Annotated in this window: 25 protein-coding genes; 19 read left to right on the top strand and 6 right to left on the bottom strand. The window is 70.5% G+C overall.

Annotated features, from left to right (window positions below; all coding sequences use genetic code 11):
- The first annotated feature begins 107 nt into the window (after positions 1–107).
- The 4 genes from ACZ6S6_RS11640 (at position 108) to ACZ6S6_RS11655 (ending at position 5,980) form a co-directional block, all read left to right on the top strand.
- Complete coding sequence (locus ACZ6S6_RS11640) at positions 108–536, top strand: cupin domain-containing protein (protein WP_362966611.1); 429 nt, start codon at positions 108–110, stop codon at positions 534–536.
- Positions 537–633: 97 nt separating this feature from the next.
- A complete protein-coding gene (locus ACZ6S6_RS11645) occupies positions 634–1,140 on the top strand; it encodes a cobalamin B12-binding domain-containing protein (RefSeq protein WP_362966613.1) in 507 nt (168 codons plus the stop codon).
- Positions 1,137–4,328 carry an FAD/NAD(P)-binding protein gene (locus ACZ6S6_RS11650; RefSeq protein WP_469705141.1) on the top strand — a complete coding sequence of 1,064 codons (3,192 nt, stop codon included), beginning with the start codon at positions 1,137–1,139 and terminating at the stop codon, positions 4,326–4,328. The genes ACZ6S6_RS11645 and ACZ6S6_RS11650 overlap by 4 nt, the downstream gene beginning before the upstream one ends.
- Positions 4,325–5,980 carry an AMP-binding protein gene (locus ACZ6S6_RS11655; protein ID WP_469705143.1) on the top strand — a complete coding sequence of 552 codons (1,656 nt, stop codon included), beginning with the start codon at positions 4,325–4,327 and terminating at the stop codon, positions 5,978–5,980. Before ACZ6S6_RS11650 ends, ACZ6S6_RS11655 begins: the two co-directional genes overlap by 4 nt.
- A 7-nt stretch (positions 5,981–5,987) precedes the next feature.
- On the opposite strand, the gene ACZ6S6_RS11660 is transcribed toward ACZ6S6_RS11655, so the two are convergent.
- Complete coding sequence (locus ACZ6S6_RS11660; protein ID WP_469705145.1) at positions 5,988–6,605, bottom strand: CGNR zinc finger domain-containing protein; 618 nt, start codon at positions 6,603–6,605, stop codon at positions 5,988–5,990.
- A 121-nt stretch (positions 6,606–6,726) separates the two neighbouring features.
- On the opposite strand from ACZ6S6_RS11660, the gene ACZ6S6_RS11665 reads away from it, so the two are divergent.
- The gene (locus ACZ6S6_RS11665) at positions 6,727–7,266 is read left to right on the top strand and encodes an HPP family protein (protein WP_469705147.1); all 540 of its coding nucleotides are present in this window, start codon (positions 6,727–6,729) and stop codon (positions 7,264–7,266) included.
- A 41-nt stretch (positions 7,267–7,307) separates the two neighbouring features.
- Complete coding sequence (locus ACZ6S6_RS11670) at positions 7,308–7,451, top strand: hypothetical protein (RefSeq protein WP_469705149.1); 144 nt, start codon at positions 7,308–7,310, stop codon at positions 7,449–7,451.
- 354 nt (positions 7,452–7,805) lie between these two features.
- Here the strand turns inward: ACZ6S6_RS11670 and ACZ6S6_RS11675 are convergent, their stop codons facing one another.
- Positions 7,806–9,491, bottom strand: a complete 1,686-nt coding sequence (locus ACZ6S6_RS11675) for a tetratricopeptide repeat protein (protein ID WP_469705151.1) — start codon at positions 9,489–9,491, stop codon at positions 7,806–7,808.
- Positions 9,492–9,588: 97 nt separating this feature from the next.
- On the opposite strand from ACZ6S6_RS11675, the gene ACZ6S6_RS11680 reads away from it, so the two are divergent.
- Positions 9,589–10,956 (top strand): FAD-binding oxidoreductase, encoded by a 1,368-nt coding sequence (locus ACZ6S6_RS11680; RefSeq protein WP_469705153.1) that lies wholly within the window; start codon positions 9,589–9,591, stop codon positions 10,954–10,956.
- Between the two features lie 23 nt (positions 10,957–10,979).
- Here ACZ6S6_RS11680 and ACZ6S6_RS11685 read toward each other — a convergent pair whose 3' ends face one another.
- A complete protein-coding gene (locus ACZ6S6_RS11685; RefSeq protein WP_362965053.1) occupies positions 10,980–11,456 on the bottom strand; it encodes an SsgA family sporulation/cell division regulator in 477 nt (158 codons plus the stop codon).
- A gap of 209 nt (positions 11,457–11,665) precedes the next feature.
- Between ACZ6S6_RS11685 and ACZ6S6_RS11690 the strand changes: the two genes are divergently transcribed.
- On the top strand, positions 11,666–13,402 hold the full coding sequence (locus ACZ6S6_RS11690) for an RDD family protein (RefSeq protein ID WP_469705156.1): 1,737 nt from the start codon (positions 11,666–11,668) through the stop codon (positions 13,400–13,402).
- A 175-nt stretch (positions 13,403–13,577) separates the two neighbouring features.
- Positions 13,578–14,252 carry an RDD family protein gene (locus ACZ6S6_RS11695; protein ID WP_362965049.1) on the top strand — a complete coding sequence of 225 codons (675 nt, stop codon included), beginning with the start codon at positions 13,578–13,580 and terminating at the stop codon, positions 14,250–14,252.
- 183 nt (positions 14,253–14,435) lie between these two features.
- On the opposite strand, the gene ACZ6S6_RS11700 is transcribed toward ACZ6S6_RS11695, so the two are convergent.
- Positions 14,436–14,762: a hypothetical protein gene (locus ACZ6S6_RS11700; protein ID WP_469705159.1), complete on the bottom strand. Its 327-nt coding sequence runs from the start codon at positions 14,760–14,762 to the stop codon at positions 14,436–14,438.
- 369 nt (positions 14,763–15,131) lie between these two features.
- Here ACZ6S6_RS11700 and ACZ6S6_RS11705 point away from each other — a divergent pair, with 369 nt between their 5' ends.
- Positions 15,132–17,531: an immune inhibitor A domain-containing protein gene (locus ACZ6S6_RS11705; RefSeq protein WP_362965045.1), complete on the top strand. Its 2,400-nt coding sequence runs from the start codon at positions 15,132–15,134 to the stop codon at positions 17,529–17,531.
- Positions 17,532–17,655: 124 nt separating this feature from the next.
- A complete protein-coding gene (locus ACZ6S6_RS11710; RefSeq protein WP_362965043.1) occupies positions 17,656–17,988 on the top strand; it encodes a hypothetical protein in 333 nt (110 codons plus the stop codon).
- A gap of 10 nt (positions 17,989–17,998) precedes the next feature.
- On the opposite strand, the gene ACZ6S6_RS11715 is transcribed toward ACZ6S6_RS11710, so the two are convergent.
- Positions 17,999–18,583 carry an isochorismatase family protein gene (locus tag ACZ6S6_RS11715; protein WP_362965041.1) on the bottom strand — a complete coding sequence of 195 codons (585 nt, stop codon included), beginning with the start codon at positions 18,581–18,583 and terminating at the stop codon, positions 17,999–18,001.
- 180 nt (positions 18,584–18,763) lie between these two features.
- Positions 18,764–20,092 (bottom strand): nicotinate phosphoribosyltransferase, encoded by a 1,329-nt coding sequence (locus tag ACZ6S6_RS11720; RefSeq protein ID WP_362965039.1) that lies wholly within the window; start codon positions 20,090–20,092, stop codon positions 18,764–18,766.
- Between the two features lie 111 nt (positions 20,093–20,203).
- Here ACZ6S6_RS11720 and clpS point away from each other — a divergent pair, with 111 nt between their 5' ends.
- The 8 genes from clpS to ACZ6S6_RS11760 all read left to right on the top strand — a co-directional run bounded on the left by clpS (position 20,204) and on the right by ACZ6S6_RS11760 (position 26,065).
- Positions 20,204–20,509: an ATP-dependent Clp protease adapter ClpS gene (clpS, locus tag ACZ6S6_RS11725; RefSeq protein ID WP_018555894.1), complete on the top strand. Its 306-nt coding sequence runs from the start codon at positions 20,204–20,206 to the stop codon at positions 20,507–20,509.
- 65 nt (positions 20,510–20,574) lie between these two features.
- A complete protein-coding gene (locus ACZ6S6_RS11730; protein ID WP_469705164.1) occupies positions 20,575–21,159 on the top strand; it encodes a DUF2017 domain-containing protein in 585 nt (194 codons plus the stop codon).
- A 151-nt stretch (positions 21,160–21,310) separates the two neighbouring features.
- Complete coding sequence (locus tag ACZ6S6_RS11735; protein WP_469705166.1) at positions 21,311–22,744, top strand: amino acid permease; 1,434 nt, start codon at positions 21,311–21,313, stop codon at positions 22,742–22,744.
- Positions 22,745–22,882: 138 nt separating this feature from the next.
- The gene (locus tag ACZ6S6_RS11740; RefSeq protein ID WP_362965033.1) at positions 22,883–23,314 is read left to right on the top strand and encodes a M67 family metallopeptidase; all 432 of its coding nucleotides are present in this window, start codon (positions 22,883–22,885) and stop codon (positions 23,312–23,314) included.
- Positions 23,315–23,447: 133 nt separating this feature from the next.
- The gene (locus ACZ6S6_RS11745; protein ID WP_311305474.1) at positions 23,448–23,573 is read left to right on the top strand and encodes a putative leader peptide; all 126 of its coding nucleotides are present in this window, start codon (positions 23,448–23,450) and stop codon (positions 23,571–23,573) included.
- Between the two features lie 124 nt (positions 23,574–23,697).
- Positions 23,698–23,976 (top strand): MoaD/ThiS family protein, encoded by a 279-nt coding sequence (locus tag ACZ6S6_RS11750; RefSeq protein WP_362965031.1) that lies wholly within the window; start codon positions 23,698–23,700, stop codon positions 23,974–23,976.
- A complete protein-coding gene (locus ACZ6S6_RS11755) occupies positions 23,976–24,926 on the top strand; it encodes a PLP-dependent cysteine synthase family protein (protein WP_362965029.1) in 951 nt (316 codons plus the stop codon). Before ACZ6S6_RS11750 ends, ACZ6S6_RS11755 begins: the two co-directional genes overlap by 1 nt.
- Before the next feature lie 386 nt (positions 24,927–25,312).
- Positions 25,313–26,065 carry an MBL fold metallo-hydrolase gene (locus ACZ6S6_RS11760; protein WP_362965027.1) on the top strand — a complete coding sequence of 251 codons (753 nt, stop codon included), beginning with the start codon at positions 25,313–25,315 and terminating at the stop codon, positions 26,063–26,065.
- Positions 26,066–26,210: the final 145 nt, after the last annotated feature.

The raw sequence follows: 26,210 nt of genomic DNA on the forward strand, positions 1-26,210 counted from the left end.
TTCACAGGTAGTGCCGCATTGGTTGGGTGCGGGTCGGTCTTCCGATTGGCTCGCTCGTTACGTGTTCCAGCTCCACTTCTGATTCGATAATTCCCTGGGGGGGATTTATGTCTGAAATCGAAGTAATTTCAAATGTGTTCCGAAGCGGTTTCGAATTGACCGACCTCAAGTGGGTTCCGTGGGTCGAGCCGGGCCGCGCGGGAGTCGAACACTACCCGTTGTGGACTCCCGACAACGAGGAAGAGCGGTCGGTCGGCCTGCTCCTGCGTTTCCCCGCCGGCGCCCACGGGGACTTCCACGAGCACCTCGGCTACGAGTTGATGCTCGTCCTGGAAGGGGCCCTGGACCACAGTGACGGCCGGACGTTCAGCCAGGGCGACCTGATCGTGGAGGGTCCGGGAACGCGTCACCAGATGTCCAGCGAGCAAGGCTGCACCGTCCTCGCCGTCAGGACGCGACCGGCCGCCGCCCGGGACGCGCTCGAGGGCGAAATCGCTGAGTCGCGGCTCGGATCCCGTAACCGGCAGTCGGCCTGACGCGGTGTCTTGCGGGCGCGCACTCAGTGGAACCAATGGGTGCGCGCCCCCGCCTCCGCCAACGAAGCCGCACTCCGGATGAACGGGGAACCCCGAAATGAAACAGCCCGAACAGCCCGAACAGCTCAAACAGCTCAAACAGCGGAAACGTCGAATACTTCTGTCCACCGTCTCCTCCGACTCGCACACCTGGAACCTGGTATTCCTTCAGCTTTTCCTTGAGGAGCACGGGAACGAGGTGATAAATATCGGCCCGTGCGTTCCGGATTCGCTGTTCCTGGAGTCCGTACGGAGTCACCGGCCGGATGCGATTGTGGTGAGTTCGGTGAATGGTCACGGTTTCCTCGACGGAAGCCGGATGGCGCGGGCCCTGCGCGCCGACTCCGTCGGTTGCGACATACCGGCGATCATCGGGGGGAAGCTGGGAATCCTGGGTGATGAGAACCAATTACATTCCAGTTCGCTGATCGAGGCTGGATTCGACGCGGTCTTCACCGATGCCGGCCCCGAGGCGCTGACCTCCTACCTCAGCCAGCTCGAAAGCAGCTCGGACACGGGATCGCTGCTGCGTGCGGCGGCCCTCGAAGGAGCTGCTTCGTCATGACGGTCGTCCGCTCGCAGGACTTCGGGGAGTACGTGCGGGAGTCCGCTCGCACAGGCAGGCTCGTCGTGCAGCCGCGCATGGGGATGGCGACACAGCGGGAGATGGCGGCCGGTGTCGCAGCGGTCGCTGCGGCAGGGCCGCGCACGGTCGCCACGATCACTCTCGACAGCTACACCCGGGTGGGGGACCACGACGGTGCCCGAAGCGCACTGAGCACATCCCAACCGCTCAACGGCTTTCCCCTGGTCGCGCATGGTGCTGAGGTGACCGCGGAAGTCGCCGCCGTGGCAGCGGGAAGAGTTCCTGTTCAGGTGCGCCACGGCTCGGCCGCTCCGGCGGCCATCTTCGCCACGATGGCCGCCGCGGGTCTGTCGGCGAGTGAAGGCGGCCCGGTTTCCTACTGCCTGCCCTACGGACGCGTGCCACTGGCCGAATCCGTCGCCGCGTGGCGCGACGCGAGCGCACTGCTCGCCGGCGAATGCCGGGCCGGGGGAACGCGCGCGCATCTGGAGACCTTCGGCGGGTGCCTGCTCGGTCAGCTCTGCCCGCCTTCCATGCTGGTGGCGATGAGCGTGCTGGAGGCACTGTTCTTCGCCCAGCAGGGTGTCGAGAGCGTGTCGTTGAGTTATGCCCAGCAGACTCACGCGATCCAGGACATCGAGGCGCTGGCAGCCCTGCGGATCCTGGCGGACGAGTTCCTTCCCACGTGGGTGGAACGCCACATCGTTCTGTACACGTACATGGGTGTCTTCCCCCGTACCGCCGCTGGTGCGCAGACGCTGCTGAACAGCAGCGCTGAGATCGCGGTCCGTGGCGGTGCCGAACGGCTGATCGTCAAAACCGTCGCCGAGGCGCACCGGATTCCCACCGTGGGGGAGAACCTCACGGCGTTGCGGGAATCGGATGCTCGGGCACAGTGGGCCCGAGCCGGCAGCGACCTTCCCTGGGCGCATCAGGTCGACGCCGGCGAGATCATCGCCGAGTCACGTGCCCTGATGGGAGCGGTCCTGCAGCATGGCGACATCGGCGCGGGCCTGCTCTCCGCGTTCCGCGAAGGAACCCTGGACGTGCCCTACTGCCTGCACGCCGACAACCGGGGACTCACTCAAGGCGCCGTAGACGACGACGGCCGTCTGGGGTGGGCGCAGACCGGTCGGCTGCCCCTCTCCCGGGCGAGTCGCCCACGCGGCCGCCTCCGGTCCGCGGAACTCCTGGGCATGCTGAACTTCACCGCGGACCAGCAGGATCGGCTCGGCCTCGACTCCGGCTGCGAGCCGAAGGCCGTCGAAACCGCTCAGGGTCCGCACCGGGTGGCGGTCGTCGGTGTCGGGCCGCGCGGACTGGCGGTGCTTGAGCGCACGGCGGCCCGCCTCGCCCAGGACTCCGGTTCGGAGCCGGTGGAGCTGTACGCGATCGACGCGTCGGAACCGGGTCCCGGCCGGATCTGGCGGCCCGACCAGCCTCAGTGGCTGCTCATGAACACGCCGGCCGGTGAGGTCACCATGTTCTCCGGACCGCAGGACGACGGCCCGGCGCGTCCCGGAGCGGGCCCCTCACTGGCCCAGTGGTGGGTCAGGGATTCACCCGCGGAGGGCGATCCTTACGCCTATGCGCCGCGTGGCACCTACGGCCGGTACCTGAGCTTCGTCCTCGACGCTGTCGAGAGCGGCTTGCCGGACCGCGTTCGGCTCCACCGCGTGCGCGGGCGGGTGCACCGGATGCGACGCACCGGCGTGGGCGCCGGATGGACGCTGACTCTGGACAAGGGACGGACGATCGAGGCCGACCGGGTGGTGCTGGCCACCGGGCACCCGGTGACGGCGATGCTCCCGGACCAGCAGACGCTGTCCGACTTCGCGGCGGAGCGTCCTCGCGTGCACTACGTACGCGGCGACTCCGCGGCCGATATGCCGCTGGCCGGACTGGCGCCCGGAAGCCGTGTGGGAGTCCTCGGGCTCGGCCTGGCGTTCTACGACGTCATGAGTCTCCTCACGGAAGGGCGCGGCGGCCGCTACGTCACCGAACGCGGCGAGCTGCGCTACGTCCCCAGCGGCCGGGAACCACGGCTGATCGCCGGCTCACGCAGCGGCGTCCCGCTGCCGGCCCGAGGGCGCAACCAGAAGACGGCCGATCACTCCTATCAGGCCCGCATCTTCACCAGGGAACGCATCGAAGGGCTGCGGTCCCGCGGCAAGCTGGACTTCGACCGGCAGGTTCTTCCGTGGCTGCTGGCCGAGGTCACACTCGTCTACTACGCCACGGAGATCCGCGCGCGCCGGGGCGAGCGGATCTGTGAACTGTTCGTCGATCAGGCGGTGCGGGCAGCCCGTGACGACTCCGCGCCGGATCTCGCCGTGGTCCAGCAGGCCGCCCGCTTCGGTGTCCAGGGAATGCCTCCCGTCGATCTGCGCCAGTGGGCCAGGCCCTTTGTGCGGGAGCGGTTCGCGGACCGGGACGCCTACCAGCGCGCTGTCGCAGGTGTCATCCGCCTCGACCTCCTGGAAGCGGAGAAGGGGAACGCGCACGGCCCGGTCAAGGCCGCTCTGGACACCCTGCGCGATGTCCGCTCCACCATCCGGGCCGCGGTCGACCTGTCCGGGCTCACCGCCCGCTCCCACGAAGAGGACTTCCTGGGTTCCTTCGCGCCCATCAGTTCCCACCTGGCCGCGGGCCCGCCGGCGATCAGGCTCCGCCAGGTGCTGGCCCTGATGGAGGCCGGGGTGCTTGAACTCATCGGCCCCGGTGTCCAGTTCGCCGCCGATCCCGAGCGGGGGTGTTTCACCGCCCATTCGCCGTACGTCAGCCAGGAACCCGCGCACCTGGACGCGGTCATGGACGCCCGGATCCCCACCCCCGACGTCCGTGCGGACACGTCCACCCTCATTCGGGACCTACTGCTCCAGGGCACGGTCACCAGCTACGCGAACGTTGACGACGACGCGGTGTTCGACACGGGCGGGATGGCCGTCACCAAGGCGCCGTTCCACCCCATCGACACCCATGGTCAGCCCGTGACGGATCTGTACGCCCTCGGCATCCCGACCGAACACACGCGCTGGTTCACTCAGGTGGGCAGCAGCAGACCCGGTGCATGGGGAGAGTTCATGGCTGACGCCGACGCCATCGCCGGGGATCTCGTCACCCTCGCACCCGCACGGCTGTCCCTGCGGACGGGGGCCGGCTCATGAGTGAACCGCCCGCGGACTACTGGCAGTACCGGCACACGGCCGCACACGGCGACTTCCTGCGCTCGCGCGACCTGCTCCTCGACCTTCGCGACGACCACGAAGCGGCCTCCGCGCTCTTCAGCTGGCCCCGGCCCGAGTTCTTCAACTGGGCCCTGGAATGGTTCGACGTCATCGCTCGCGATAACGACCGGCCCGCTCTGCAACTGCTCCAGGACGGCGGCGCCGGCGAAACCCTGAGCTTCGCGCAGCTCTCGGCCGAGTCGGACCGCACCGCCAACTGGTTGCTCGCGGCCGGAGTGCGACGGGGCGACCACGTGATGGTGGTGCTCGCGCAACAGCGGGAACTGTGGGAGGTCCTCCTCGCCTGCCTGAAGATCGGCGCCGTGGTCGTCCCCACGTACACCAGCCTCACGGCGGCGGAGGCGGCCGACCGCCTGCGCCGGGGACGTATCCGGCACGTCATCTGCCGTGACGATCTGACACACCTGATCACCGGACCGGTCAGCGGGCTGCGCGCCGCCGTCCCCGGAAGCACCGAAGGCTGGTCCTCCTATCGGGACCGGCTCTCGCACGAACCCCGCTTCCTCCCGCAAGCTCCGACAGGCGCCGATGACGTCGCCTTCTGCTACTTCACGTCGGGCACCACCTCGGCGCCCAAGCTGGTCGCCCACACCCACAGCAGTTACCCCATCGGCCACCTGTCGAGCCTGTACTGGAACGGCCTGCGGCCCGGGGACCGCCATCTCAACATCTCGGCCCCGGGCTGGGCCAAGCACTCCTGGAGCAGCCTGTTCGTACCCTGGAACGCCGAGGCGACCATCGTGGCCACACCACCCGGCCCGCTCGATCCCGGCACCCTGCCCGGCCTGCTGAAGGACCACGGAGTCACCTCCGTCTGCGCGCCGGCCAGTACATGGCAGGCGGTGCGACCGCACCTCGGCACCGCTCGACCCGCGCTGCGCGAAGCCACCAGTGCCGGGGAACCCCTGACGGAGCAGATCGTCGAAGAGGTCGCCGCGGCATGGGGGGTCACGCTCAGGGACGGGTACGGACAGAGCGAGGCGACCGCGATGATCGGCACCAGTCCCGGCCTGCCCCGCAGGCCCGGCCGCCTGGGCAGGGTGCTGCCGGGATACCGCATCGTCCTGAGGGCCCCGGACGGGAGTCCCGGCCCCGGCCAGGGTGAGATCTGCGTCGACCTCGAAGGCGGGCGCCCGGCCGGTCTCATGGCCGGGTACCTGGACGAGTCCGGAACCCTGAAACCGGCCTCGGCGGAGGGGATCTACCGCACAGGGGACCTCGCCACCTGTGACGCCGGCGGCTACTTCCGCATCCTGGGCCGCACCGACGACGTGTTCAAGTCCTTCGACCACCGCATCTCCCCCTACGAACTGGAAGCAGTCCTGAAATCCCATCCCGCCGTGGCCGAGGCCGCGGTGATCCCCAGACCCCACCGAGTGGGTGGGTTCACACCGCACGCCGTCGTCGAACTCGTCCCCGGCAGGCACGCGGACGACGTCTCGGCACAAGCGCTGCTGCACCACTGCTCGGATCGGCTCGCACCGGAGCTGTGCCCCCGATCGGTCGAGTTCACCCCGCGCCTGCCCCGGACGACCTCCGGGAAGGTCCGTCGCTCCGCGCTCTCCGGGTGAGGAAACCTCAACCCCTGTCGTCGACGGCGCTCTTCCTCCGGCTTGCGTACCGGGCCACCCTGACCCGGTTGCCGCACCCCGATGAGCACCACTGCCGGGCGGGGCCGCTCTGCACGAAGAACAGGATGCAGCCTGGCGCCCGGCAGGCTCGCAAGGCGTCGCGCTGCTCTCCGGAGAGCAGCGCGACGCCGGACTCCGCCACTCGGACCAGCGCCGCGGTGGCCCAGTCCTTCGTCGACCACACCTCGACCGATCCAGCAGGGGCGGTCGCGGACAGTTCCCTCCATCGCGTCGCTCCGTGGACAGCACGATTGATACGGCGAACGGCGGTGTCCGGCCAGGTGGTACCCGAGGTCTCGGCGGTCAGTGCCTCGCGCAGGGCCTGGCGCAGTTCCTGAAAGCGCTGTACCTCAAGGTCGCCGACGCTCACCCCGGCCGGGCTCTCCAAGGCCTCGGCCCCCAACTCGTTGCGGTGGGCGGCCAGCCACTCGTGCAGCGCCTCGGGCCCGCACAGGGCATCGACGACATGCCCGCGCAGCCCACCCCTGACGAACGTCGTGTTCACCAGGTCCAGAGCGAGCGGCTCGCCATGCACCGGGACGTCAGCCATCGTCACTTCTCTCATGAGCTAATGGTATCTCGCCTTGCAATACATTAGTAGGCATGGGAGAGTCATCGTCGTTTGCTAATGGCACTGCCATTAGCAAACGACGATGAAGCCATCTCGGAACGAAGGGTTCAATCAGATGACTCAAGCAACGGCCCCCTCCCGTAGCGAGGCTGGGACGTCACGAGCGCGGGCTTGGTACGCAAGCAAGGCCCCGGCTCGATTGAGCCCACTCGCGATGCTCATCGCCACGGCCACGAGCGTGGTCGCTCTCCTCGCTCTCGTCGCAGCCGGCAAGTGGCTCGACGAAACCGTCCTCATTCCCCCGCTGGCCGCGAGCATGGCCCTGGTGGCAGGCGCCAGTGCCACGCCGCTGGGGCAGCCTCGCAACGTGATCGGAGGCCAGCTGGTCTCCGCACTCACCGGATACCTCGTTCTCGCCATCGGCGGAGCGGGAATGTGGAGCGCCGCGGTCGCCGGCGGCCTGGCGCTCGGCGCCATGCTCGCCCTCCGCGTCGGTCACTCGCCCGCCGCGGCAACCGCTGTCATCGTCGCGCTCTCCAGCCCCCCGATCGGCACGTTCCTCGCGATGCTCGCGCTGGCCACGGTGATCCTCGTCGCCGTGGGCATCGTCGGCAATCGCGTCGGCAAGCAGACCTACCCCGTGTACTGGTGGTGATCGGACCCGCTGCGGGAGCGAGGGGGACGGAGCCGGCGCCGGTGGCGGCCGCGCGAATCCAGCAGCCGGCCTCGACCGGGAGCAGCGGTGTCCCGGTAATCGCCGTGGCCGCGGCGGCCCTCGTCGTGACCGGAGCGGGCGCGCCGGGCTGCATCGCGCTGCGCCGTCGCCGCACCCGGAGCTGAGCGGCCGGGGTCCTGACGGCGCAGCGGGCCGGTGACCTCCAGGGCATCGGCCCGCCCTCGCGTGTTGGGACCTTCCCTGTGACGCAGGTCTCAATGGGGTCGTGCAGCAGGCGAGGCTCCTTCCCCGTCAAGAGGGGGACAGGAAGGGAGGAGCGCTGTGGATCTGGCAACCCAATGGAGCTCACTGCGGTCCGAGGCGGCCCGGCCCGATGTGCCTGAACGTTCTGCGCAGGCCCAGGCCCAGGCCCAGGCGCAGGCGCAGGTGCAGGCGTCCACCATCTGCACCCGCTGACCCGAGGAGCCTCCCGCAGGCTCAAGTGATCCGGCGCGGGCGCGGAACCGTCAGGGGAGACGTCAGCGGCCCGCCGACGCCCCCGCCGCCGACGGCTTCGCCGCGGACGCCGCCGGTGGGCCCGCCGCGCCCGCCGCGCCCGCCGCCCCCTGCTCCGGAGGTGCCGGAGACGGGGCCGGCACCTGCGGCTGCTCGGCCCGCGGCGGCGCCGGTGCCGGGGCCTGCGGCGGCGCGGGCCGCATGTCCTGCGGGCCACCCGCCGGGGGCTCCCCCATGGTGTCCAGGGCCTCCTGCGCCCTCGGGGCGTCCAGCGGCGAGAACTTCGGGTTGGTGCGCAGCGCCTCCTCCAGACTGCGGCGGGCCGGACCGAAGTCGTTCAACGCGCGCTGGACCATGCCCAAGTGGTACGCGTACGACGCGTTCTGGCCGCCCGAGTCGACCGCCTTCCGCGCGTACTCCAGGGCCGAGTCCGAGTCGCCCGAGCGGTGCAGCGCCCAGCCCAGCGCATCGGCCACCGCCGCGCTGTGGTGCCCGCGGTCCCACTCCGCCCGCAGCTGCTCCGCCGCCGCGTCCGCGTCGCCGTGGGCGGCCTCGAAGCGGCCGAGGAGCAGGGCCTCGTCCACGCCCTGGGCCCCGGCGCGGGACAGCGCCTCGCGCAGCCGGGTGTACTGGTTGACGGAGTCGCCGTCCAGGCCGAGCGACTCGTACAACTCGCCCAGCTCCAGCAGGTACTCGGGCCGGGGGGACTTGGCCAGCGCCGCCTGGTAGTCCCGCTGGGCCTCGTCGGTGCGGCCGAGGGCCGCCAGCGCCCGCGCCCGGCCGGCGAGGGAGGCGTGGTGGGCGCGGTCGGTGCGCAGCGCCGCCCCGTACTGGGCCACGGCCTCCTCCGGCTCGCCCCGCTCCCAGGCCAGCTCGCCCAGCCGGGAGAGGCAGGCCGCCTTCTCCGCGGGCGTCCTCGCCCGGTTCGCGGCGTCCTGCGCGGTGGCGAGCGCGTCCTCGCGCCAGCCCCGGTCGCGGTACATATCCGCCGTCCGGCCCAGCGATGGGACGCCCGCCCGCAGCGACGCGTACTTCTCCACCGCCGTGGTCGCCGACTTGAGGTCGCCGAGGCCGTTGTACGCGTCGATCAGCTCCGGGTACACCGTCCACTGCTTCGGCAGCCGGGCCCGTACCGTCTCGCCCCACTTCTTCGCCGTGACGAAGTCGCGCCGGGCGTTGGCCAGCGAGGCGAGCCCGACCCAGGCCGCCTCGTTCCCCCGGTCACCCGGCCGCACGTTCAGCGAGCGCTTCAGCGCCTGCTCGGCCCGGGTGTAGTACGCCGCGTCCGCGGCCCGCCGCCCCCACTCCACGTACGCGGAGCCCAGCACCGCCCACGACTGCGCGTCCGACGGATGGGTGCCCACCCACGCCTGCCGGTCCCCGATGAGCGCCGTCAGATCGGAGAGCGAGGCGGGGGAGCCGGCCGCCGTCGCGGTCATCGCCCGCGACACCGGACCGGACAGGGGCGGCGCCGCGTCCTTGTCCTCGTCGGGCACGGCGACCACCGCACCCGTCACCAGCACCGCGCCCGCCACCACGCCGAACGCGGCCCGGCGCAGGGTCGTGCGCAGCGAGGCGGGCGGCGGCTCGGCCAGGGACGCGGGGTCCGGCGGCAGGCGCGGAGGGGATTCGCAGGGCGGGGCGTAAGCGGTGTCGGGGGAGTGGTCCGGCCCGGGGGCCGCCGGGGTCTGCTGCGGAGTGACGTCCATGCCGATCACTCTGCGTCAGTACGAAGATCGCACCGCGTCTTGGGATGGCTGGCGCATACGGGTTCACACCAATGGGCCCGGATGCCAGTCTTGGATCATGGACGATCTTCTCGAACTGCTGCGTGCGGGGCTCCCGGCCGAGGCCCTGATCACCGACCCGGACATCACCGCCTCCTACGCCAACGACATGGCGAGCTTCTGCGACGCGGGCGCCCCTGCCGTCGTCGCACTCCCACGCACCGTCGAGCAGGTCCAGCACATCATGCGCACCGCAACGGCGCTGCGCGTCCCGGTCGTCCCGCAGGGCGCCCGCACGGGCCTGTCGGGCGCCGCCAACGCCTCCGACGGCTGCATCGTGCTCTCCCTGATCAGGATGGACCGCATCCTGGAGATCAGCCCCGTCGACCGGATCGCCGTGGTGGAACCGGGCGTCATCAACGCGGTGCTCTCCCGCGCGGTCGACGAGCAGGGGCTGTACTACCCGCCGGACCCCTCCAGCTGGGAGATGTGCACCATCGGCGGCAACATCGGGACCGCCTCCGGCGGCCTGTGCTGCGTCAAGTACGGGGTCACCGCCGAATACGTCCTCGGCCTCGACGTCGTCCTCGCGGACGGACGCCTCCTCAGCACCGGCCGCCGCACCGCGAAGGGCGTCGCCGGCTACGACCTCACCCGGCTCCTCGTCGGCTCCGAGGGCAGCCTCGGGATCGTCGTCAAGGCCGTGCTCGCGCTCAAGCCGAAGCCGCCCCGGCAGCTCGCCCTGGCCGCCGAGTTCCCCAGCGCGGCCAGTGCCTGCGACGCGGTCTGCGCGATCATGGAGCGGGGTCACACCCCGTCACTCCTCGAACTGATGGACCGTACGACGGTCCACGCCGTCAACAAGATGGCGAACATGGGCCTCCCCGACTCCACCGAGGCCCTCCTGCTCGCCGCCTTCGACACGCCGGACCCCGCGGCCGATCTGGCCGCCGTCGCCGAGCTGTGCACGGCCGCGGGCGCCACCGAGGTCGTCCCGGCGGAGGACGCGGCCGAGTCCGAGATGCTGCTCCAGGCCCGGCGGATGTCGCTCACCGCCCTGGAGACCGTCAAGTCCGCCACGATGATCGACGACGTGTGCGTACCGCGCTCCAAGCTCGGCGCCATGCTGGAGGGCACCGCGGCCGTCGCCGAGAAGTACGACCTCACCATCGGCGTCTGCGCCCACGCGGGCGACGGCAACACCCACCCCGTCGTCTGCTTCGACCACACCGACGCCGACGAGTCCCGGCGGGCCCGCGAGTCCTTCGACGAGATCATGGCGCTCGGCCTCGAACTCGGCGGCACGATCACCGGCGAACACGGCGTGGGCGTGCTCAAGAAGGAGTGGCTCGCCCGGGAACTCGGCGAGGTGAGCGTGGAACTGCACCGGGGCATCAAGCAGGCCTTCGACCCGCTCGGGCTGCTCAACCCGGGCAAGGTGTTCTGACCCGGCGTCCCCGCCGCGCCCGCTCAACTCTCCCCGTCCTGCGCCTCGTCCGACGGCCAGGGATCGCTCATCCACAGGTCGTCGGCCGGCAGCGGCGCCAGCAGCTCGGCGAGGCCCTCGTCGATGCCGAGCCGCTCGGACTCCGTGCCGGGCGGAACCACCCGCAGCGTCCGCTCCACCCAGGCGGCCACCGCGGCGGACGGCACCTCCAGCAGGGCGTTGCCGTCGGGCGAGGTCAGCGCCACGCAGATGATGTTGCGCCCGTCGATCTTGGTGGGCCAGATCCGTACGTCCCCGTGCCCGCACGGCCGGAACACGCCCTCCACCAGCAGATCGCGGGCGAACGTCCAGTACACGGGGGCGTCCGAGCCGATGTGGAAGGTGATGTGCACGGCGTACGGGTCCAGGGTGCGATACGTCAGCCGGGCGGGCACGGGGATGCTGCGCTCGGGCGACAGGACCAGCTTGAGCTCCAGCTCGCGTTCCACGACGGTGTGCATGAGGCGTCCTTTCGAGACCTGTGAGCCGGTCCCGCGACCGGCCTTCACAGGGAGAGAGCGCCCTCCCCGCCATCCATTACGCGACTTCGGGGAAAAAGTTTGGCGTGACCGGAAAGCGGGCCAAACGCCCGGACCGGCACGGGGGTACGCGGGTGTCTGGTAGATGTGGACCCCTGTACTGAGACTCGAAGAGATACGGGACCACGGTGATGAGCGCCCCAACCCCGGCACCCGGTGACGAAAGCCCCCGCGAGGGGTACTACCCAGACCCGTCCATTCCCGGATACGTCCGGTACTGGAACGGCGCTTCGTGGGTGCCCGGTACGAGCAGGCCCGCCCCGCAGACAGGCGAGGCGATGCCGTCGGCACCCGTCCCGGAGGCGGCCGAACCACAGCGGCCCGAACCTCAACGCCCCGAACCGCAGCGGCCCGACCCCGCCCCGGTGGACGAGACCGGTCCGGTCTTCTTCGACGAGGAGCCGCAGGACGACGGCCGGCCCGGACCGTCGCACGCCTGGCAGGCCGACGTCTCCCGGCAGAACGGCTTCGGCGGCGAGCGCGACCGCCGGGTCTCCTGGGGCGGCGGACAGCCCGCGCACCAGGGCGAACAGCCGGCGCCCGGCCCCGACCCGCGTACGCCCGCGGGCAGTTCCCCGGCGGCCGGCCCGCCCGCTGACCGCTCCCCGGCGATCCGCTCGTCCGGCGACCGTTCGCCGGCCGTCCGCCCCGGCACCGACCGTGCTCCCGCGGACCCGCGCCGGCCCGTGCGGCCGGAACCCGAGCGCGGCGTGGTGCCGGGCATGCGGGACGGCGGCGACGGGCCTGAGAACGCCGTCGCCATCCGGGCCGCCCGCCCCGACCGCTCCGGTGGCGGCGACCGCGACGCGGGGCGTCCGCCCGCCGACGGCACGGTCTCGATCCGCGCCGTGGGACCCGGCCGCCGGCCGCCGGTCCCGCGCGACGCGGAACGGCAGCCCGCCGAACAGCCCGCCGTGGACGGCACCATGGCGATCCGTGCGATCGGCCCGGCCGTCTCCGCGGCCGCCCCGCAGGCCTCCGCGCCCGCTCCGGGCCCCGCGCGGCAGGACCGGGCCGCCCAGGACCCGGCCCGGCTCGACGGCCCGCCCACGCGTGGCCCCGGAGGCGGCACCTCCTGGGCCCAGCAGGCCCCGCAGCAGGCCCCGCAGCAGGCCCGGCCCGAACAGGCCGCCCTGCCTCAGGCACCCGCGCGCCGGCAACAGGCCGCGTTCCCTCAGCAGTCGCAGGCCCCTCACCAGTCGCAGACACCTCAGCAGTCCCGAGCACCCCAGCAGTCTCAGACGCCTCACCAGCCCCAGGGGCCCCAGCAGTCCCAGGCGCCTCAGCCTGACCAGCCCCACCAGCCTGACCAGCCCCACCAGCCCGTCGTGCCCTGGAAGCCCCCGGTCAACGACCACTTCCAGCAGCTCGCGGCGGCCCGGACGGCCGCCCGGCCGGCCGCGCTCGGCAAGCGGTTCGCCGCCCGGCTCATCGACACCGCGGTGCTGGCCGCGCTCGTCGGCGCCGTGGCCCTCCCCCTCGCGACGCGGGCCACGGACCACATCAACGAGAAGATCGACGCGGCCAAACTGTCCGGCGAGACGGTCACCGTCTGGCTGCTGGACTCCACCACGGCCGGCCTGGCCGCCGCGGTCCTCGTCGCGTTCCTGGTGCTGGGTGTCCTCCTGGAGGCGCTGCCGACCGCGAAGTGGGGCCGTACGCTCGGCAAGAAGCTCTGCGGACTCGACGTACGGGACATCGAGTCAGGATCGGCGCCCACCTTCGGCGCCGCCCTGCGCCGCTGGCTGGTCTACGGCGTGCTGGGCGTCCTGGTGATCGGGGCGGTCAACGTGCTGTGGTGCCTGATCGACAAGCCGTGGCGCCAGTGCTGGCACGACAAGGCGGCCCGCACCTTCGTGGCCGGCTGAGCGGGACGTACCTTCTCGGAACCTTCTCGGACGGCTCAGCGGGTCCGTACCCTCGCGGCCGGCTCGGACCCGCACGGCTGACGGCTCATCGGGTGATGGGCCGTCGGACGGTCTCCGTTCCCCCGAAAGCACCTGAGCCGTTGCGGGAGCCCGTGGGGCGGGGTGCACTGCCCCCATGAGCAACGATCAGCCGACGTCCGGTCAGCCGCCCGAGGACGACCCGTTCCTCAAGAAGCCGCACGAGCCCCAGCCGCCGTCATCGGGTTCGCCCTACGACAGCGCGCCGCCGCCTCCGCCGTACGGCCCCGGCTCCCATGGCGGAGGCCAGTTCGGTGCGGCGGACCCGCTGGCGGGCATGCCGCCGCTCGCCGAGCCCGGCAAGCGCGTCCTGGCCCGGCTGATCGACTTCCTGATCATCTCGATCCCGCTGTACCTGATCTCACTGCCCTGGGGCGGCGCGGTGGAGGTCTCGAACAACAACAACGGCAACGACGGTGTCGGTGACCTCTTCGCCCAGACGTACAGCGGCCATCAGCTGCTCTGGTCGCTGATCGGCCTGGTGATCTACGTCGGGTACGACACGTACTTCACGCACAAGGACGGCCGCACGCCCGGCAAGCGGCTGCTGAAACTGCGGGTCGCGATGCTCAACGACGGCAGTGTGCCGGACACCGGGAGTTCGTTCCTGCGGGCCGTGGTGCTCTGGCTGCCGGCGCTGCTGTGCTGCCCGTGCCTGTGGTGGCTGATCAACATCGTGCTGATGTTCACGGACAAGCCGTACCGGCAGGGCCTCCAGGACAAGGCGGCCAAGACTGTGGTGGTGACCACCAGTAACCAGGGCGCGGTCTGAGAGCCGCGCAGCGTGGTTCGTTCAGTCAGGGGCAGTCCGGGGCAGGGGCAGGGGCAGTCCGGGTCAGTGTGGGCCGGGCCGGGCCGGGCCGGGCCGGGCCGGGAGGGCGTGTCGGCACTCTCCCGGGTCTCGCGGCTCTCGTGACCTTCCCGGCTCCGCCGGTCGCGCCGGTCGCGCCGGTCGTCAGCGCCGCAGTGAGTGCTCGCCCACCCGTGCGGAGGTGCGTGCGGCCGGGATCGTGCGCTGTACGTGGCCCAGGGCGCTGCCCTCGGGCTCGGCGGCCGGGCGGGTCTCCTGGTGTGCGGACACCGCGTCCCGCGTCGTCGCCGTCCTCCGGCGTGCCGGAGCGGGCACGGTGACGGCCACCAGCAGGCCGAGCGCGAGCGCGGCCGTAGTGATCACGGCGATGCCGAGGTCCGAACTCGTACGGGACAGCAGCAGCATGGCGAGGGTCGAGAAGACAACGGTGACCGAACCGTAGGAGAGCTGTGCAGCAGTAGGACGCGGCATGGCGTTATCCGTCCTCGGGACGTCGGATGGGCGGTCTCTCAACACGGGTCGCACTGTCAAGCGACTCTACGACGGTGGATGCCCTCGCGGAACGGGTAGTAAGCATGACCTAACCCACAGTGCCGGAGCACGGGGGGCGCACGGAGTCATTCTCCGCGCCAAAGAACGCCTTCGGCGCGCCGGTTGGGCGTGGAGCAGTCGTCCGGATAGCGGAAATGTGCTCCTGCATAGTGCACTTGGTCTGTTCAAGTCAAGGTCTGTCTTTTCTCACGTAACTCCGGTCGAATGTCGTCACTTGTGACGCGTTTCCGCGCGCGGCCCTCTCACTCTCCAGGCCGCAGTCGCGGGCGCCGGGGAGGACTGCATCACGTGATCATTAAGAGACGGGCGCTTCGCACCGGAGCGGTTGTCGTGGCCATGGCCGCGACCGCCGCCACCGCATCCGCCTTCGCCACCGCTCAGGCTGATGACAAGGCGTCAGGCACCGCTGCCTCCGTCGTCGACCGCCGGGACCCGGGGTCGGCCGAGGGCAACGCGCACAACCTGGAAGGCCCGTTCAGCAAGCAGCAGGACGCCCAGCGTCAGGCCGCCATGGAACAGGTCATATCCGGCGACAAGAAGGTGTCCAAGCGCGGCGGTTCCAACGTCGTCAAGCTCGACGCCAACAAGTACGTCGAGCTCGGCCGGGAGAAGACCGACAAGATCTTCACCATCCTGGTGGAGTTCGGCGACAAGGTCGACAACACGACCACGTACGACCCGGACGGCGACGGCCCCAAGCCTCCCGTCCCGAAGTACGGCGGCACCCCTGGACCGGCGCACAACAAGATAGCCAAGCCGGACCCCAAGAAGGACAACAGCACCGCCTGGCAGGCCGATTACAACCAGGCCCACTTCCAGGACCTGTACTTCGGCGCGGGCGCCGGCAAGGACTCGCTCAAGACGTACTACGAGAAGACGTCCTCCGGGCGCTACTCGGTGGACGGCGAGGTCTCCGACTGGGTCAAGGTCCCGTACAACGAGGCGCGCTACGGTTCCAACTACTGCGGCTCGTCCAACTGCTCCAACGCCTGGGACATGATCAAGGACGGCGTGAACGCCTGGGCCGCCGACCAGAAGGCCAAGGGCCGTACGCCCGAGCAGATCAAGACCGATCTCGCCCAGTACGACCAGTGGGACCGCTACGACTACGACAACGACGGCGACTTCAACGAGCCGGACGGCTACATCGACCACTTCCAGGTCGTGCACGCCGGCGAGGACGAGTCGGCCGGCGGCGGCGTCGAGGGCACCAACGCCATCTGGGCGCACCGCTGGTACGCCTACGGCACGGACGCCGGCGCGACCGGCCCGGCCGAGAACAAGGCCGGCGGCGCCCAGATCGGTGACACCGGCATCTGGGTCGGTGACTACACCGCGCAGCCCGAGAACGGCGGCCTGGGCGTCTTCGCCCACGAGTACGGCCACGACCTCGGTCTGCCGGACCTCTACGACACCACCAACACCGCCGAGAACTCGGTCGGTTTCTGGTCCCTGATGTCGGCGGGCTCCTGGCTCGGCACCGGTAAGAACAGCATCGGTGACATGCCGGGCGACATGACCGCCTGGGACAAGCTCCAGCTGGGCTGGCTCAACTACGGCGAGGCCAAGGCCGCGACGAAGTCGACCCACAAACTGGGCGTGTCCGAGTACAACACCAAGGACAAGCAGGCGCTCGTCGTCACGCTGCCCGAGAAGGCCGTCACCACCGCCGTCACGGAGCCCGCGGAGGGCGCCAAGCAGTGGTGGAGCGACATGGGTGACAACCTCAGCAACACCCTGTCCCGCCCGGTCGACCTCACCGGCAAGTCCAAGGCCTCCCTCGACCTCGCCGGCTGGTGGGACATCGAGGCGGACTACGACTACCTCTACACCGAGGTCTCCGAGAACGGCGGCACCAGCTGGACCGCGATCGACGGCACCGCCGACGGCAAGGCGATCCCGCGCGACGCCAGTGACAAGCCGGCCCTGACCGACGTCTCCGGCAAGTACCAGAAGCTCTCGTTCCCGCTGGACGCCTACGCGGGCAAGAAGATCGACATCCGCTTCCGCTACGCCACCGACGGCGGCGCGGGCGGCATCGGCTTCGCGGCCGACACCATCGCGGTCAACGCGGACGGTGCCGCGCTCTTCACGGACAACGCCGAGGGCGACGACAACGGCTGGACCGCCAAGGGCTTCTCGCGGGTCGGCAAGTCGTTCACCAAGGACTACCCGCAGTACTACCTCGCGGAGAACCGCCAGTACGTCAGCTACGACCAGACCCTCAAGGTCGGCCCGTACAACTTCGGCTTCTCCAACACCCGTCCGGACTGGGTCGAGCACTTCCCGTACCAGAACGGTCTGCTCGTCTGGCTCTGGGACACCTCCCAGAAGGACAACAACGTCTCGGCCCACCCGGGCCAGGGCCTGATCCTGCCGGTCGACGCGCACGCCAAGCCGCTGAAGTGGTCTGACGGCACCGTCATCCGTAACAAGATCCAGCCCTTCGACGCTCCGTTCAGCTGGTACCCCACCGACGGTTTCACGCTCCACCTCGGTGACGTGGCCACGAAGATCAAGCCGCAGCTCGGCGTGCCGGTCTTCGACGACCACAAGGGAACCTACTGGTACAAGGAGAACAAGACCGGAAGCGTGCAGGTCGCTGACACCAACACCAGGATTTCGATCATCAGCGAGCCGCTCAGCGGCTCCACGATGACCGTCCAGGTTGGCGCCTCGCACAAGTAATCCGGCATCACCGCAGGTCAGAGCATGATCGGCCGTCGCCCTCTAGCGGGCGGCGGCCGATCGTGTTTAGGTGCCTCTTGTTCCGTTTCTTATTGACACAACGTCTCACGGGGGAGCGCGGAGTATGGCAGGCGGAGGATTCAGCAAGTTGCCGAACGGCAGGGTGGTCGTCGCGATCACCCTGCCCAGTCCGGCGCAGAGCGTGGGGCCGGACACGCCGGTCCGCGTCCTGGTGCACGCGGCCAACCGGGCCCGCGCACTGACCCGGCTGCGCAATCTGGGACTGCGCGCCGTCTACCTCCGGGGCAACGCCGAGCCACCCACCCCGGACGAGATCACCGCCGTCCTGCACCACCCGGACGGCGTGCTGTGGCGGGCGAGACCCGAGCGGGCCCAGGAACTCTGGCACCCGATCCGGGCGCTCCTGAGGCCCGCCCTGCCGGCCCGGCAGAGCTGACCCGGTCCCGCTACACCACGGGCTTGCCGGCGAGCGCCACGCCCGCCTCCCGGAGCTCTGTGAGCGCCCGGTCCGTGGTCGCCTCGGCGACGCCCGCGGTCAGGTCGAGCAGTACGTGCGTGGCGAAGCCCTCGCGGACCGCGTCCAGCGCGGTGGCCCGGACGCAGTGGTCGGTCGCGATACCGACCACGTCGACCGCGGTCACCCCGCGGTCGCGCAGCCACTCGGCCAGCCCCACACCGTTCTCGTCCAGGCCCTCGAAGCCGCTGTACGCCGCGGCGTACGCCCCCTTGTCGAAGACCGTGTCGATCGCGCCGGAGGCGACCGCGGGCGCGAAATTGGGGTGGAAGCCCACTCCCTCCGTGCCGGCCACACAGTGCGGCGGCCAGGAGTGCTCGAAGTCCGGCGCCGACGAGAAGTGGCCGCCGGGGTCGATGTGGTGATCCCGGGTGGCCACGACATGCCGGTAGCCGGGCTGGGCCTCACCGATCAGGTCGGTAATGGCGGCGGCGACATCGGCACCCCCCGCCACGGCGAGGCTCCCGCCCTCACAGAAGTCGTTCTGAACGTCCACGACGATCAAGGCGCGGTGCATGGCGGGTGTCCTTCGGTGGGGGAGGGGGCGGCGGTTACGGGGGTGATTACGGGGGTGACGACGAGCCTAGGGACTCGGACGGGCCTCAGGGAGAGGCGCGGCCATATCGAGCCCGTCCGGCGATCGAGGGCAAGGTGACCACCGGGCGCCCCCGGCCCCCCGCACCACCGCCCGCCCGCCTCACACGTACTCCGTGGGAATCACCGGCTCGCCCCGCGACAGCTGCATCGCGGACATCGGCAGCCCCGCCCGCGAGGCGATGTGCCGCTCCCGGGCCGCGTCCAGCGGCTCCCGCGCGACCACCTCGCCGGCCTTGACCAGCTCCACCAGCAGCTGCCGGCCGGCCAGCTCCGGCGGCACCGGGCCGGTCCCGATCACCTCGGTCTCGGCCACGCCGTCCTCGTCCAGCCGGCGCGCCGCCCACTTGCGGCCGCCGATGGAGGTCTTCGCGCCCAGCGACTTCTTCGCCACCGGCCGCAGCGGGTCCGCCGGATCGGCGGAGGCGGCCCGCGCCACCAGCTTGTAGACCATCGAGCAGGTGGGCTGCCCGCTGCCGGTCACCAGCTGCGTGCCCACCCCGTACGCGTCCACGGGCGCCGCGGCCAGCGAGGCGATGGCGTACTCGTCCAGGTCCGAGGTCACCACGATCTTCGTGCCCGTCGCGCCCAGCTCGTCGAGCTGCTGGCGCACCCGGTGCGCGACCAGCAGCAGGTCGCCGGAGTCGATCCGGACCGCCCCCAGCTCGGTCCCGGCCACCTCGACCGCCGTACGGACCGCCGCCGTCACGTCGTACGTGTCGACCAGCAGCGTCGTGTCGCGCCCCAGCGAGTCGACCTGGGCCCGGAACGCGTCGCGCTCGGAGTCGTGCAGCAGGGTGAAGGCGTGGGCGCTCGTCCCGACGGTCGGGATGTTGTAGCGGAAGCCCGCGGCAAGGTCGGAGGTGGTGTCGAAACCGCCGATGTACGCGGCACGGGCCGAGGCCACCGCCGACAGCTCATGCGTGCGTCGTGCACCCATCTCGATCAGCCCGCGCCCGCCCGCCGCCGACGACATCCGCGAGGCCGCGGCGGCGATCGCCGAGTCGTGGTTGAGGATCGACAGGATCACCGTCTCCAGCAGCACGCACTCGGCGAAGGAGCCCTCCACCCGCAGGATCGGCGAGCCGGGGAAGTAGACCTCGCCCTCCGGATAGCCCCAGATGTCCCCGCTGAAGCGGTAATCGGCCAGATAGTCGAGCGTCGGTCCGTCCACGACGTCCTGGTCGCGGAGGAAGGCGAGCATCTCGTCGTCGAAGTGGAAGTTCTCGACCGCGTCCAGAACCCGTCCGATGCCCGCGACGACGCCGTAGCGCCGTCCCTCGGGCAGCCGGCGGGTGAACGCCTCGAAGACCGAGCGCCGGTCGGCGGTGCCGGCCTTCAGCGCGGCCTGCACCATCGTGAGCTCGTACTGGTCGGTGAAGAGCGCTGTCGAGGGCACACCGACCCGTCGCCCAAGGTCCGCAGAGTTCATGCCGGGGATGCTACCCCTATTTCGTCAAAGTGACGAGATGGGGGTGTCGCGCCCCGCGCGGTGCCGGGGCCGTTTGTGCGATGCCCCCTCCCAAGTGGCAGCATGGGGTAGGTGAGCGTCGCCCCCGTAGAGATCGAACGTCCCGAATCGGCCGAGGAGAACCTCGTTGTCCCCGAGCCCGACGTCCCCTGGGTGACGCTGGTCCACAACGACCCGGTCAACCTCATGAGCTATGTGACCTATGTCTTCCAGGCCTACTTCGGCTATTCCAAGGACAAGGCCCACAAGCTCATGCTCGACGTCCATCAGAAGGGCCGCGCCGTCGTCTCCAGCGGAAGCCGCGAGGAGATGGAACGCGACGTCCAGGCGATGCACGGCTACGGGCTGTGGGCCACACTCACCCAGGACCGCAACTAACCGCCACTAGCGGACCCGCCCCGCCCCACCTCACCCGCCCGACCGACCACCATCGGAGAGAACCCATGGCCGGCCACTTCGAGGCCACCCCCGGCGGCGGCGCGGCCGTCGCGCTCGACGAGGTGGAGATCGCGATCCTGCGCTCCCTCGTCGTCCAGCTGCTGGAGCTCATCGGCCCCGGAGACGAACCCGCCGAGGGTGAGGACCCGCTCGCCGCGCTCTTCGCCGAGGGCCCCAGCGAACCGCCCACCGACCCGGCCCTCGCCCGCCTCTTCCCCGAGGCCTACGGCGACGAGGACGACGAACTGCGCGCCGCTTCCGCCGAGTTCCGCCGCTTCACCGAGAACGACCTGCGCACCCGCAAGCGCGACGACGCCCTCGCCGTCGTACGCACCCTGGACGGGCTCGCGCCCGCCGGGGACGGCGGCGCCGTGCTCCGGCTCACCGCCGAGGAGTGCCGCAGCTGGCTGGGGACCCTCAACGACCTGCGGCTGACCATCGGCGCCCGGCTGGAGGTCTCCGACGAGGACGGCGGCGAGGAGGGCTCCCTCTACCGGCTCCCCGACAGCGATCCGCGCAAGCCCATGGTCATGGCCTATCTCTGGCTGGGCGCACTCCAGGAAACGCTGATCGAGACCCTTATGCCGTAACGCGGCCCGGCCGAGGGCCGGATCCGTTTCTGTGCGGCAACCCGAATGCCTTCGTCCGCTTTCTCCTGTGATGTGTGCCACGTAATGTCCGGTGGATCGGGCCTGGTCCGCAGCCGCGAGGCGCGGAACGGCGTGGAGGAAGGCGCACCACATGACATCGCCGAAAGTCGAAGAGGGACAGGAGGAACCGCAGGCCGCGGTAGCGGACGCGACCTCGGCCGAGGGCTACCAGCGCGCCCTCGGGGCACGCCAGATCCAGATGATCGCGATCGGCGGGGCCATCGGCACCGGCCTCTTCCTCGGCGCCGGCAAGGCCATCGCCAGGGCCGGTCCCAGCCTCGTCCTGGCCTATGCCGTCGCGGGCCTGGTGATCTTCTTCATCATGCGGGCCCTGGGCGAACTCCTCATGTACCGCCCGGTCTCGGGCTCCTTCTCGGAGTACGCCCGCGAATTCATCGGGCCCTTCGCCGGCTTTGTGACCGGCTGGACGTACTGGCTGTTCTGGGTCGTCACCGGAATCACCGAAGTCACCGCGGCGGCCCAGTACATGACGTTCTGGTTCGACATCCCGCAATGGGTGTCCGCACTGATCTTCACGGTCATTCTGTACGGCGTGAACCTGATCTCCGTGAAGGTCTTCGGTGAACTCGAATTCTGGTTCTCGATGGTCAAGGTCACCGCCATCGTCGGCATGATCCTCATCTGCGCCGGCATCCTCACCCTCGGCTTCTCCGACGCCGGTGACTCCGCGTCCGTCACCCACCTCTGGGCGGACGGCGGCTTCTTCCCGCACGGCATCTCGGGCACCCTGATGACCCTGCAGATCGTGATGTTCGCCTTCCTCGCCGTCGAGCTCGTCGGCGTCACCGCGGGCGAGTCCAAGGACCCGAAGAGCGTCCTGCCCAAGGCGATCAACACCGTGCCGTGGCGCATCGCCCTCTTCTACGTCGGCGCCCTCGTCATGATCCTCTCGGTGGTCCCCTGGACCGAGTTCCAGCCGGGCATCTCGCCCTTCGTCGCCGCCTTCCAGAAGATGGGCCTGGGTCTCGGCGCGGGCATCGTCAACTTCGTGGTCCTCACCGCGGCGCTCTCCTCCTGCAACTCCGGCATGTACTCCACCGGCCGTATGCTGCGCGACCTCGCGCTCAACGGACAGGGCCCGAGGGCCTTCACCCGGCTGACCAGGAGCGGCACCCCGCTCGTCGGCACCACCGTCTCGGCCGCCCTGATGCTCGTCGGCGTCTGGATCAACTACCAGTGGCCAGGGGACGCCTTCACCTACGTCGTCTCCTTCGCCACCATCTCCGGCATGTGGGCCTGGATCATGATCCTGATCAGCCAGCTCCGCTACCGCCGGCTGGCCGACCGCGGCGTCCTGCCGCAGTCCGGCTTCCGGGCCCCCGGCGCCCCGTACACCAGCGTCTTCGCCCTCGCCTTCATCGGCATGGTCATCGTGATGATGGGCATCGACAAGGACGCCAGGATCTCGCTGTACTGCGCGCCGCTGTGGGCCCTGATCCTCGGCGTCTCGTACCTGGTGCTCAGGGCCCGCAACCCGGGGAACAAGGCCTTCGCCGGCCGCTGAGACCACCGGCACCTCCCCGGACGGGGGCAGCCGGCCCGGCAGTCGGTCCGGCAGTCGCCCCAAGGGTCGCGTCCACGATGCGGGCCCCCGCGTACCACTCCTCGGTACGCGGGGGCCGGTCGTCCTATCCTGGGCGCCATGCTGACCATCACCCAGGCGCTGTACGACCAGATCGTCGCGCACTCCCGCGCCGACCACCCCGACGAGGCGTGCGGCGTGGTCGCCGGGCCGGCCGGAACGGACCGCGCCGAACGCTTCATCCCCATGCTCAACGCGGCCCGCTCGCCCACGTTCTACGAATTCGACTCGGCCGATCTCCTCAAGCTCTACCGCGGCATGGACGACCGCGACGAGGAACCCGTGATCGTCTACCACTCGCACACGGCGACCGAGGCCTACCCCTCCCGCACCGATGTCACCTACGCCAACGAACCCGGCGCCCACTACGTCCTCGTGTCGACCGCCGACATCGACGGCGCGGGGCCCTTCCAGTTCCGCTCGTACCGCATCGTGGACGGCGAGATCACCGAGGAGGACGTCGAGGTCGTCGACGCCTACAGCGCCGCCTGACCCCGGCCACCGGGACCCGCTTCTGCGGCCGGACAGGGCCGCCACCGCGGCCCTGTCCGCCTGTCGAACGTAGACCATCCACCAGCTGAGATCACATTCCGGATTCCGGACCGGGAATCGATACGATGAGCGCATGGTTCTCCATGACGTGAGCGACAAGACGCCGGGCACGCTGCTCGTGGCGCGCCTGCACGTCGATCTGTGCCGGCTCTCCAGTGCGATCTGTACGAACCATCGGACCGCCGGCCGCGAGGCCTGAGCCGGGCCGAGGCCCGGCGCCGCCCCGGCCGGGCGCAACCACACACACGTACCACCCCGCGCGGGGGCACAGCCGCGCGTCCCACGCCCACCGCCACCACTCCGCTTCGACAGGAGCCCACGCCATGGCCATCGAGGTCCGCATCCCGACCATCCTCCGCACCTACACCGACGGCGCCAAGGCCGTCGAGGCCAACGGAGAGACCCTCGCCGACCTCTTCAAGGACCTGGAGACCCGCCACACCGGCATCCGTGAGCGCATCGTCGACGGCGAGGAGCTCCGCCGCTTCGTGAACGTGTACCTCAACGACGAGGACGTCCGCTTCCTCGACGGCATCTCCACCAAGCTCAGCGACGGCGACAGCATCACCATCCTCCCGGCCGTCGCCGGCGGCATGAACTGATGCGCTACGACAGCCCGCTCGCCGCAGTGGGCAACACCCCGCTCGTCCGCCTGCCGCGGCTGTCACCGTCGGACGACGTCCGCATCTGGGCCAAGCTGGAGGACCGCAACCCCACCGGCTCGATCAAGGACCGCCCCGCGCTCCACATGGTCGAGCAGGCGGAGAAGGACGGCCGGCTCACCCCCGGCTGCACCATCCTCGAACCCACCAGCGGCAACACCGGCATCTCGCTCGCCATGGCGGCCAGGCTCAAGGGCTACCGCATCGTCTGCGTCATGCCCGAGAACACCTCGAAGGAACGGCGCGACCTGCTCACCATGTGGGGCGCCGAGATCATCTCCTCCCCGGCGGCCGGCGGCTCCAACACCGCCGTCCGCGTCGCCAAGGAGCTGTCGGCGCAGCACCCCGACTGGGTGATGCTCTACCAGTACGGCAACCCGGACAACGCGGGCGCCCACTACGCCACCACCGGCCCGGAGATCCTCGCCGACCTCCCGTCGATCACCCACTTCGTGGCGGGCCTCGGCACGACGGGCACGCTCATGGGCGTGGGCCGCTATCTGCGCGAGCACGTCGAGGGCATCAGGATCGTCGCGGCCGAGCCGCGCTACGACGACCTGGTCTACGGCCTGCGCAACCTCGACGAGGGCTTCGTCCCCGAGCTCTACGACGCCTCGGTCCTCACCACCCGCTTCTCCGTCGGCTCCGCCGACGCCGTCACCCGTACCCGCGAACTCCTCCAGCAGGAGGGCATCTTCGCGGGCGTCTCCACCGGCGCCGCGCTGCACGCCGCGATCGGTGTGGGCAACAAGGCGGTCAAGGCCGGCGAACCGGCCGACATCGTCTTCGTCGTCGCCGACGGCGGCTGGAAGTACCTGTCCACGGGCGTGTACACGGCGCCCACGACGGAGGCCGCGATCGAGACGCTCCAGGGCCAGCTCTGGGCGTAGGCCCGCACGCCGTTACCCACCCCGGACGCCGGGGGCTCGGACCACACCGGTCCTGGCCCCCGGCGTTCGCCGTTCCCGGGGGCGCTGCCCCCGGACCCCCGCTCCTCAATCGCCGGAGGGGCTTGATTCGCTCGGAGCCCCGGTCACGGGAAGGGACGGGGAGGGGACAAGGCGCGCCGCAGGCGAACCCCCACCCGCGCGCCCCACCCGCACCGCACCCCCGCCCACCCGCACCCCTTCCATCGAACCGGTGACAGCGCGGGTGAGTTCCCCCACAACGGCAGGCCCCGGAGGAGCGACCAGGTCTTTCGCGCCTTACGCTCAACAAACCGCTCCACGAACCGCACGAACCCTCCCCGCTCCCACGTCTCGGAGGTTCACGCTCCATGAAGCTCACCGTCGTCGGATGCTCCGGCTCGTTCCCGTCCGCGGGATCGGCATGCTCGAGCTACCTCGTAGAGGCCGACGGCTTCAGGCTGCTCCTCGACATGGGCAACGGCGCCCTCGGCGAGCTGCAGCGCCACGTCGGTCTCTACGACCTCGACGCCATCTTCCTCAGCCACCTCCATGCCGATCACTGCATCGACATGTGCGCGTACTTCGTCGTCCGCTACTACCCGCACGAGGGCGGACGACTGGCCCCCATCCCGGTCTACGGTCCCGACGGCACGGAGCAGCGGCTCACCACCGCCCACGCCGACACCCCGTCCGACGACGCGATGGGCGAGGTCTTCGACTTCCACACGCTGAAGCCCGGCTCGTTCGAGATCGGCCCCTTCTCGGTCCGTACGGAGAAGCTCCGCCACCCCGTCGAAACGTTCGGCATCCGCATCGAGCACGGCGGCAGGTCGCTCACGTACTCGGGCGACACCGGCATCTGCGAGGCCCTGGACGAGCTGGCCGAGGGCGCCGACCTCTTCCTCTGCGAGGCGTCGTTCGTCCACGGCAAGGAGGACATCCCGGACCTCCACCTCAACGGCCGCGAGGCAGGCGAGCTCGCCGCCCGCGCCGGGGTGGGGCGCCTGGTCCTCACCCACATCCCGCCGTGGACCGACGCCGGGCGCAACCTGTGCGACGCCCGCGAGGTCTTCGACGGCCCGACGGAGCTGGCGGTCCCGGGCGCGGTCTACGAGATCTAGGGCCTCTCGTTTGGATCATGCTGGGCTCGCGGGGTCCGGTGCCGCACCTCGCGGCGTTGTCGTCGGTCGCCATGACTCCGCCATGACTCCCTCCTCCGCCTTGCGATGCACGGCACCGGACCCCGCTCCCTGATCCAGCCTGATC

Source organism: Streptomyces sp. NPDC048671 (assembly GCF_055587045.1).

Coding starts and splice junctions, on each gene's coding strand:
- ACZ6S6_RS11640 (WP_362966611.1), top strand. CDS start 108: ATGTCTGAAATCGAAGTAATTTCAAATGTGTTCCGAAGCGGTTTCGAA.
- ACZ6S6_RS11645 (WP_362966613.1), top strand. CDS start 634: ATGAAACAGCCCGAACAGCCCGAACAGCTCAAACAGCTCAAACAGCGG.
- ACZ6S6_RS11650 (WP_469705141.1), top strand. CDS start 1,137: ATGACGGTCGTCCGCTCGCAGGACTTCGGGGAGTACGTGCGGGAGTCC.
- ACZ6S6_RS11655 (WP_469705143.1), top strand. CDS start 4,325: ATGAGTGAACCGCCCGCGGACTACTGGCAGTACCGGCACACGGCCGCA.
- ACZ6S6_RS11660 (WP_469705145.1), bottom strand. CDS start 6,605: ATGAGAGAAGTGACGATGGCTGACGTCCCGGTGCATGGCGAGCCGCTC.
- ACZ6S6_RS11665 (WP_469705147.1), top strand. CDS start 6,727: ATGACTCAAGCAACGGCCCCCTCCCGTAGCGAGGCTGGGACGTCACGA.
- ACZ6S6_RS11675 (WP_469705151.1), bottom strand. CDS start 9,491: ATGGACGTCACTCCGCAGCAGACCCCGGCGGCCCCCGGGCCGGACCAC.
- ACZ6S6_RS11680 (WP_469705153.1), top strand. CDS start 9,589: ATGGACGATCTTCTCGAACTGCTGCGTGCGGGGCTCCCGGCCGAGGCC.
- ACZ6S6_RS11685 (WP_362965053.1), bottom strand. CDS start 11,456: ATGCACACCGTCGTGGAACGCGAGCTGGAGCTCAAGCTGGTCCTGTCG.
- ACZ6S6_RS11690 (WP_469705156.1), top strand. CDS start 11,666: ATGAGCGCCCCAACCCCGGCACCCGGTGACGAAAGCCCCCGCGAGGGG.
- ACZ6S6_RS11695 (WP_362965049.1), top strand. CDS start 13,578: ATGAGCAACGATCAGCCGACGTCCGGTCAGCCGCCCGAGGACGACCCG.
- ACZ6S6_RS11700 (WP_469705159.1), bottom strand. CDS start 14,762: ATGCCGCGTCCTACTGCTGCACAGCTCTCCTACGGTTCGGTCACCGTT.
- ACZ6S6_RS11710 (WP_362965043.1), top strand. CDS start 17,656: ATGGCAGGCGGAGGATTCAGCAAGTTGCCGAACGGCAGGGTGGTCGTC.
- ACZ6S6_RS11715 (WP_362965041.1), bottom strand. CDS start 18,583: ATGCACCGCGCCTTGATCGTCGTGGACGTTCAGAACGACTTCTGTGAG.
- ACZ6S6_RS11720 (WP_362965039.1), bottom strand. CDS start 20,092: ATGAACTCTGCGGACCTTGGGCGACGGGTCGGTGTGCCCTCGACAGCG.
- ACZ6S6_RS11730 (WP_469705164.1), top strand. CDS start 20,575: ATGGCCGGCCACTTCGAGGCCACCCCCGGCGGCGGCGCGGCCGTCGCG.
- ACZ6S6_RS11735 (WP_469705166.1), top strand. CDS start 21,311: ATGACATCGCCGAAAGTCGAAGAGGGACAGGAGGAACCGCAGGCCGCG.
- ACZ6S6_RS11740 (WP_362965033.1), top strand. CDS start 22,883: ATGCTGACCATCACCCAGGCGCTGTACGACCAGATCGTCGCGCACTCC.
- ACZ6S6_RS11745 (WP_311305474.1), top strand. CDS start 23,448: ATGGTTCTCCATGACGTGAGCGACAAGACGCCGGGCACGCTGCTCGTG.
- ACZ6S6_RS11750 (WP_362965031.1), top strand. CDS start 23,698: ATGGCCATCGAGGTCCGCATCCCGACCATCCTCCGCACCTACACCGAC.
- ACZ6S6_RS11755 (WP_362965029.1), top strand. CDS start 23,976: ATGCGCTACGACAGCCCGCTCGCCGCAGTGGGCAACACCCCGCTCGTC.
- ACZ6S6_RS11760 (WP_362965027.1), top strand. CDS start 25,313: ATGAAGCTCACCGTCGTCGGATGCTCCGGCTCGTTCCCGTCCGCGGGA.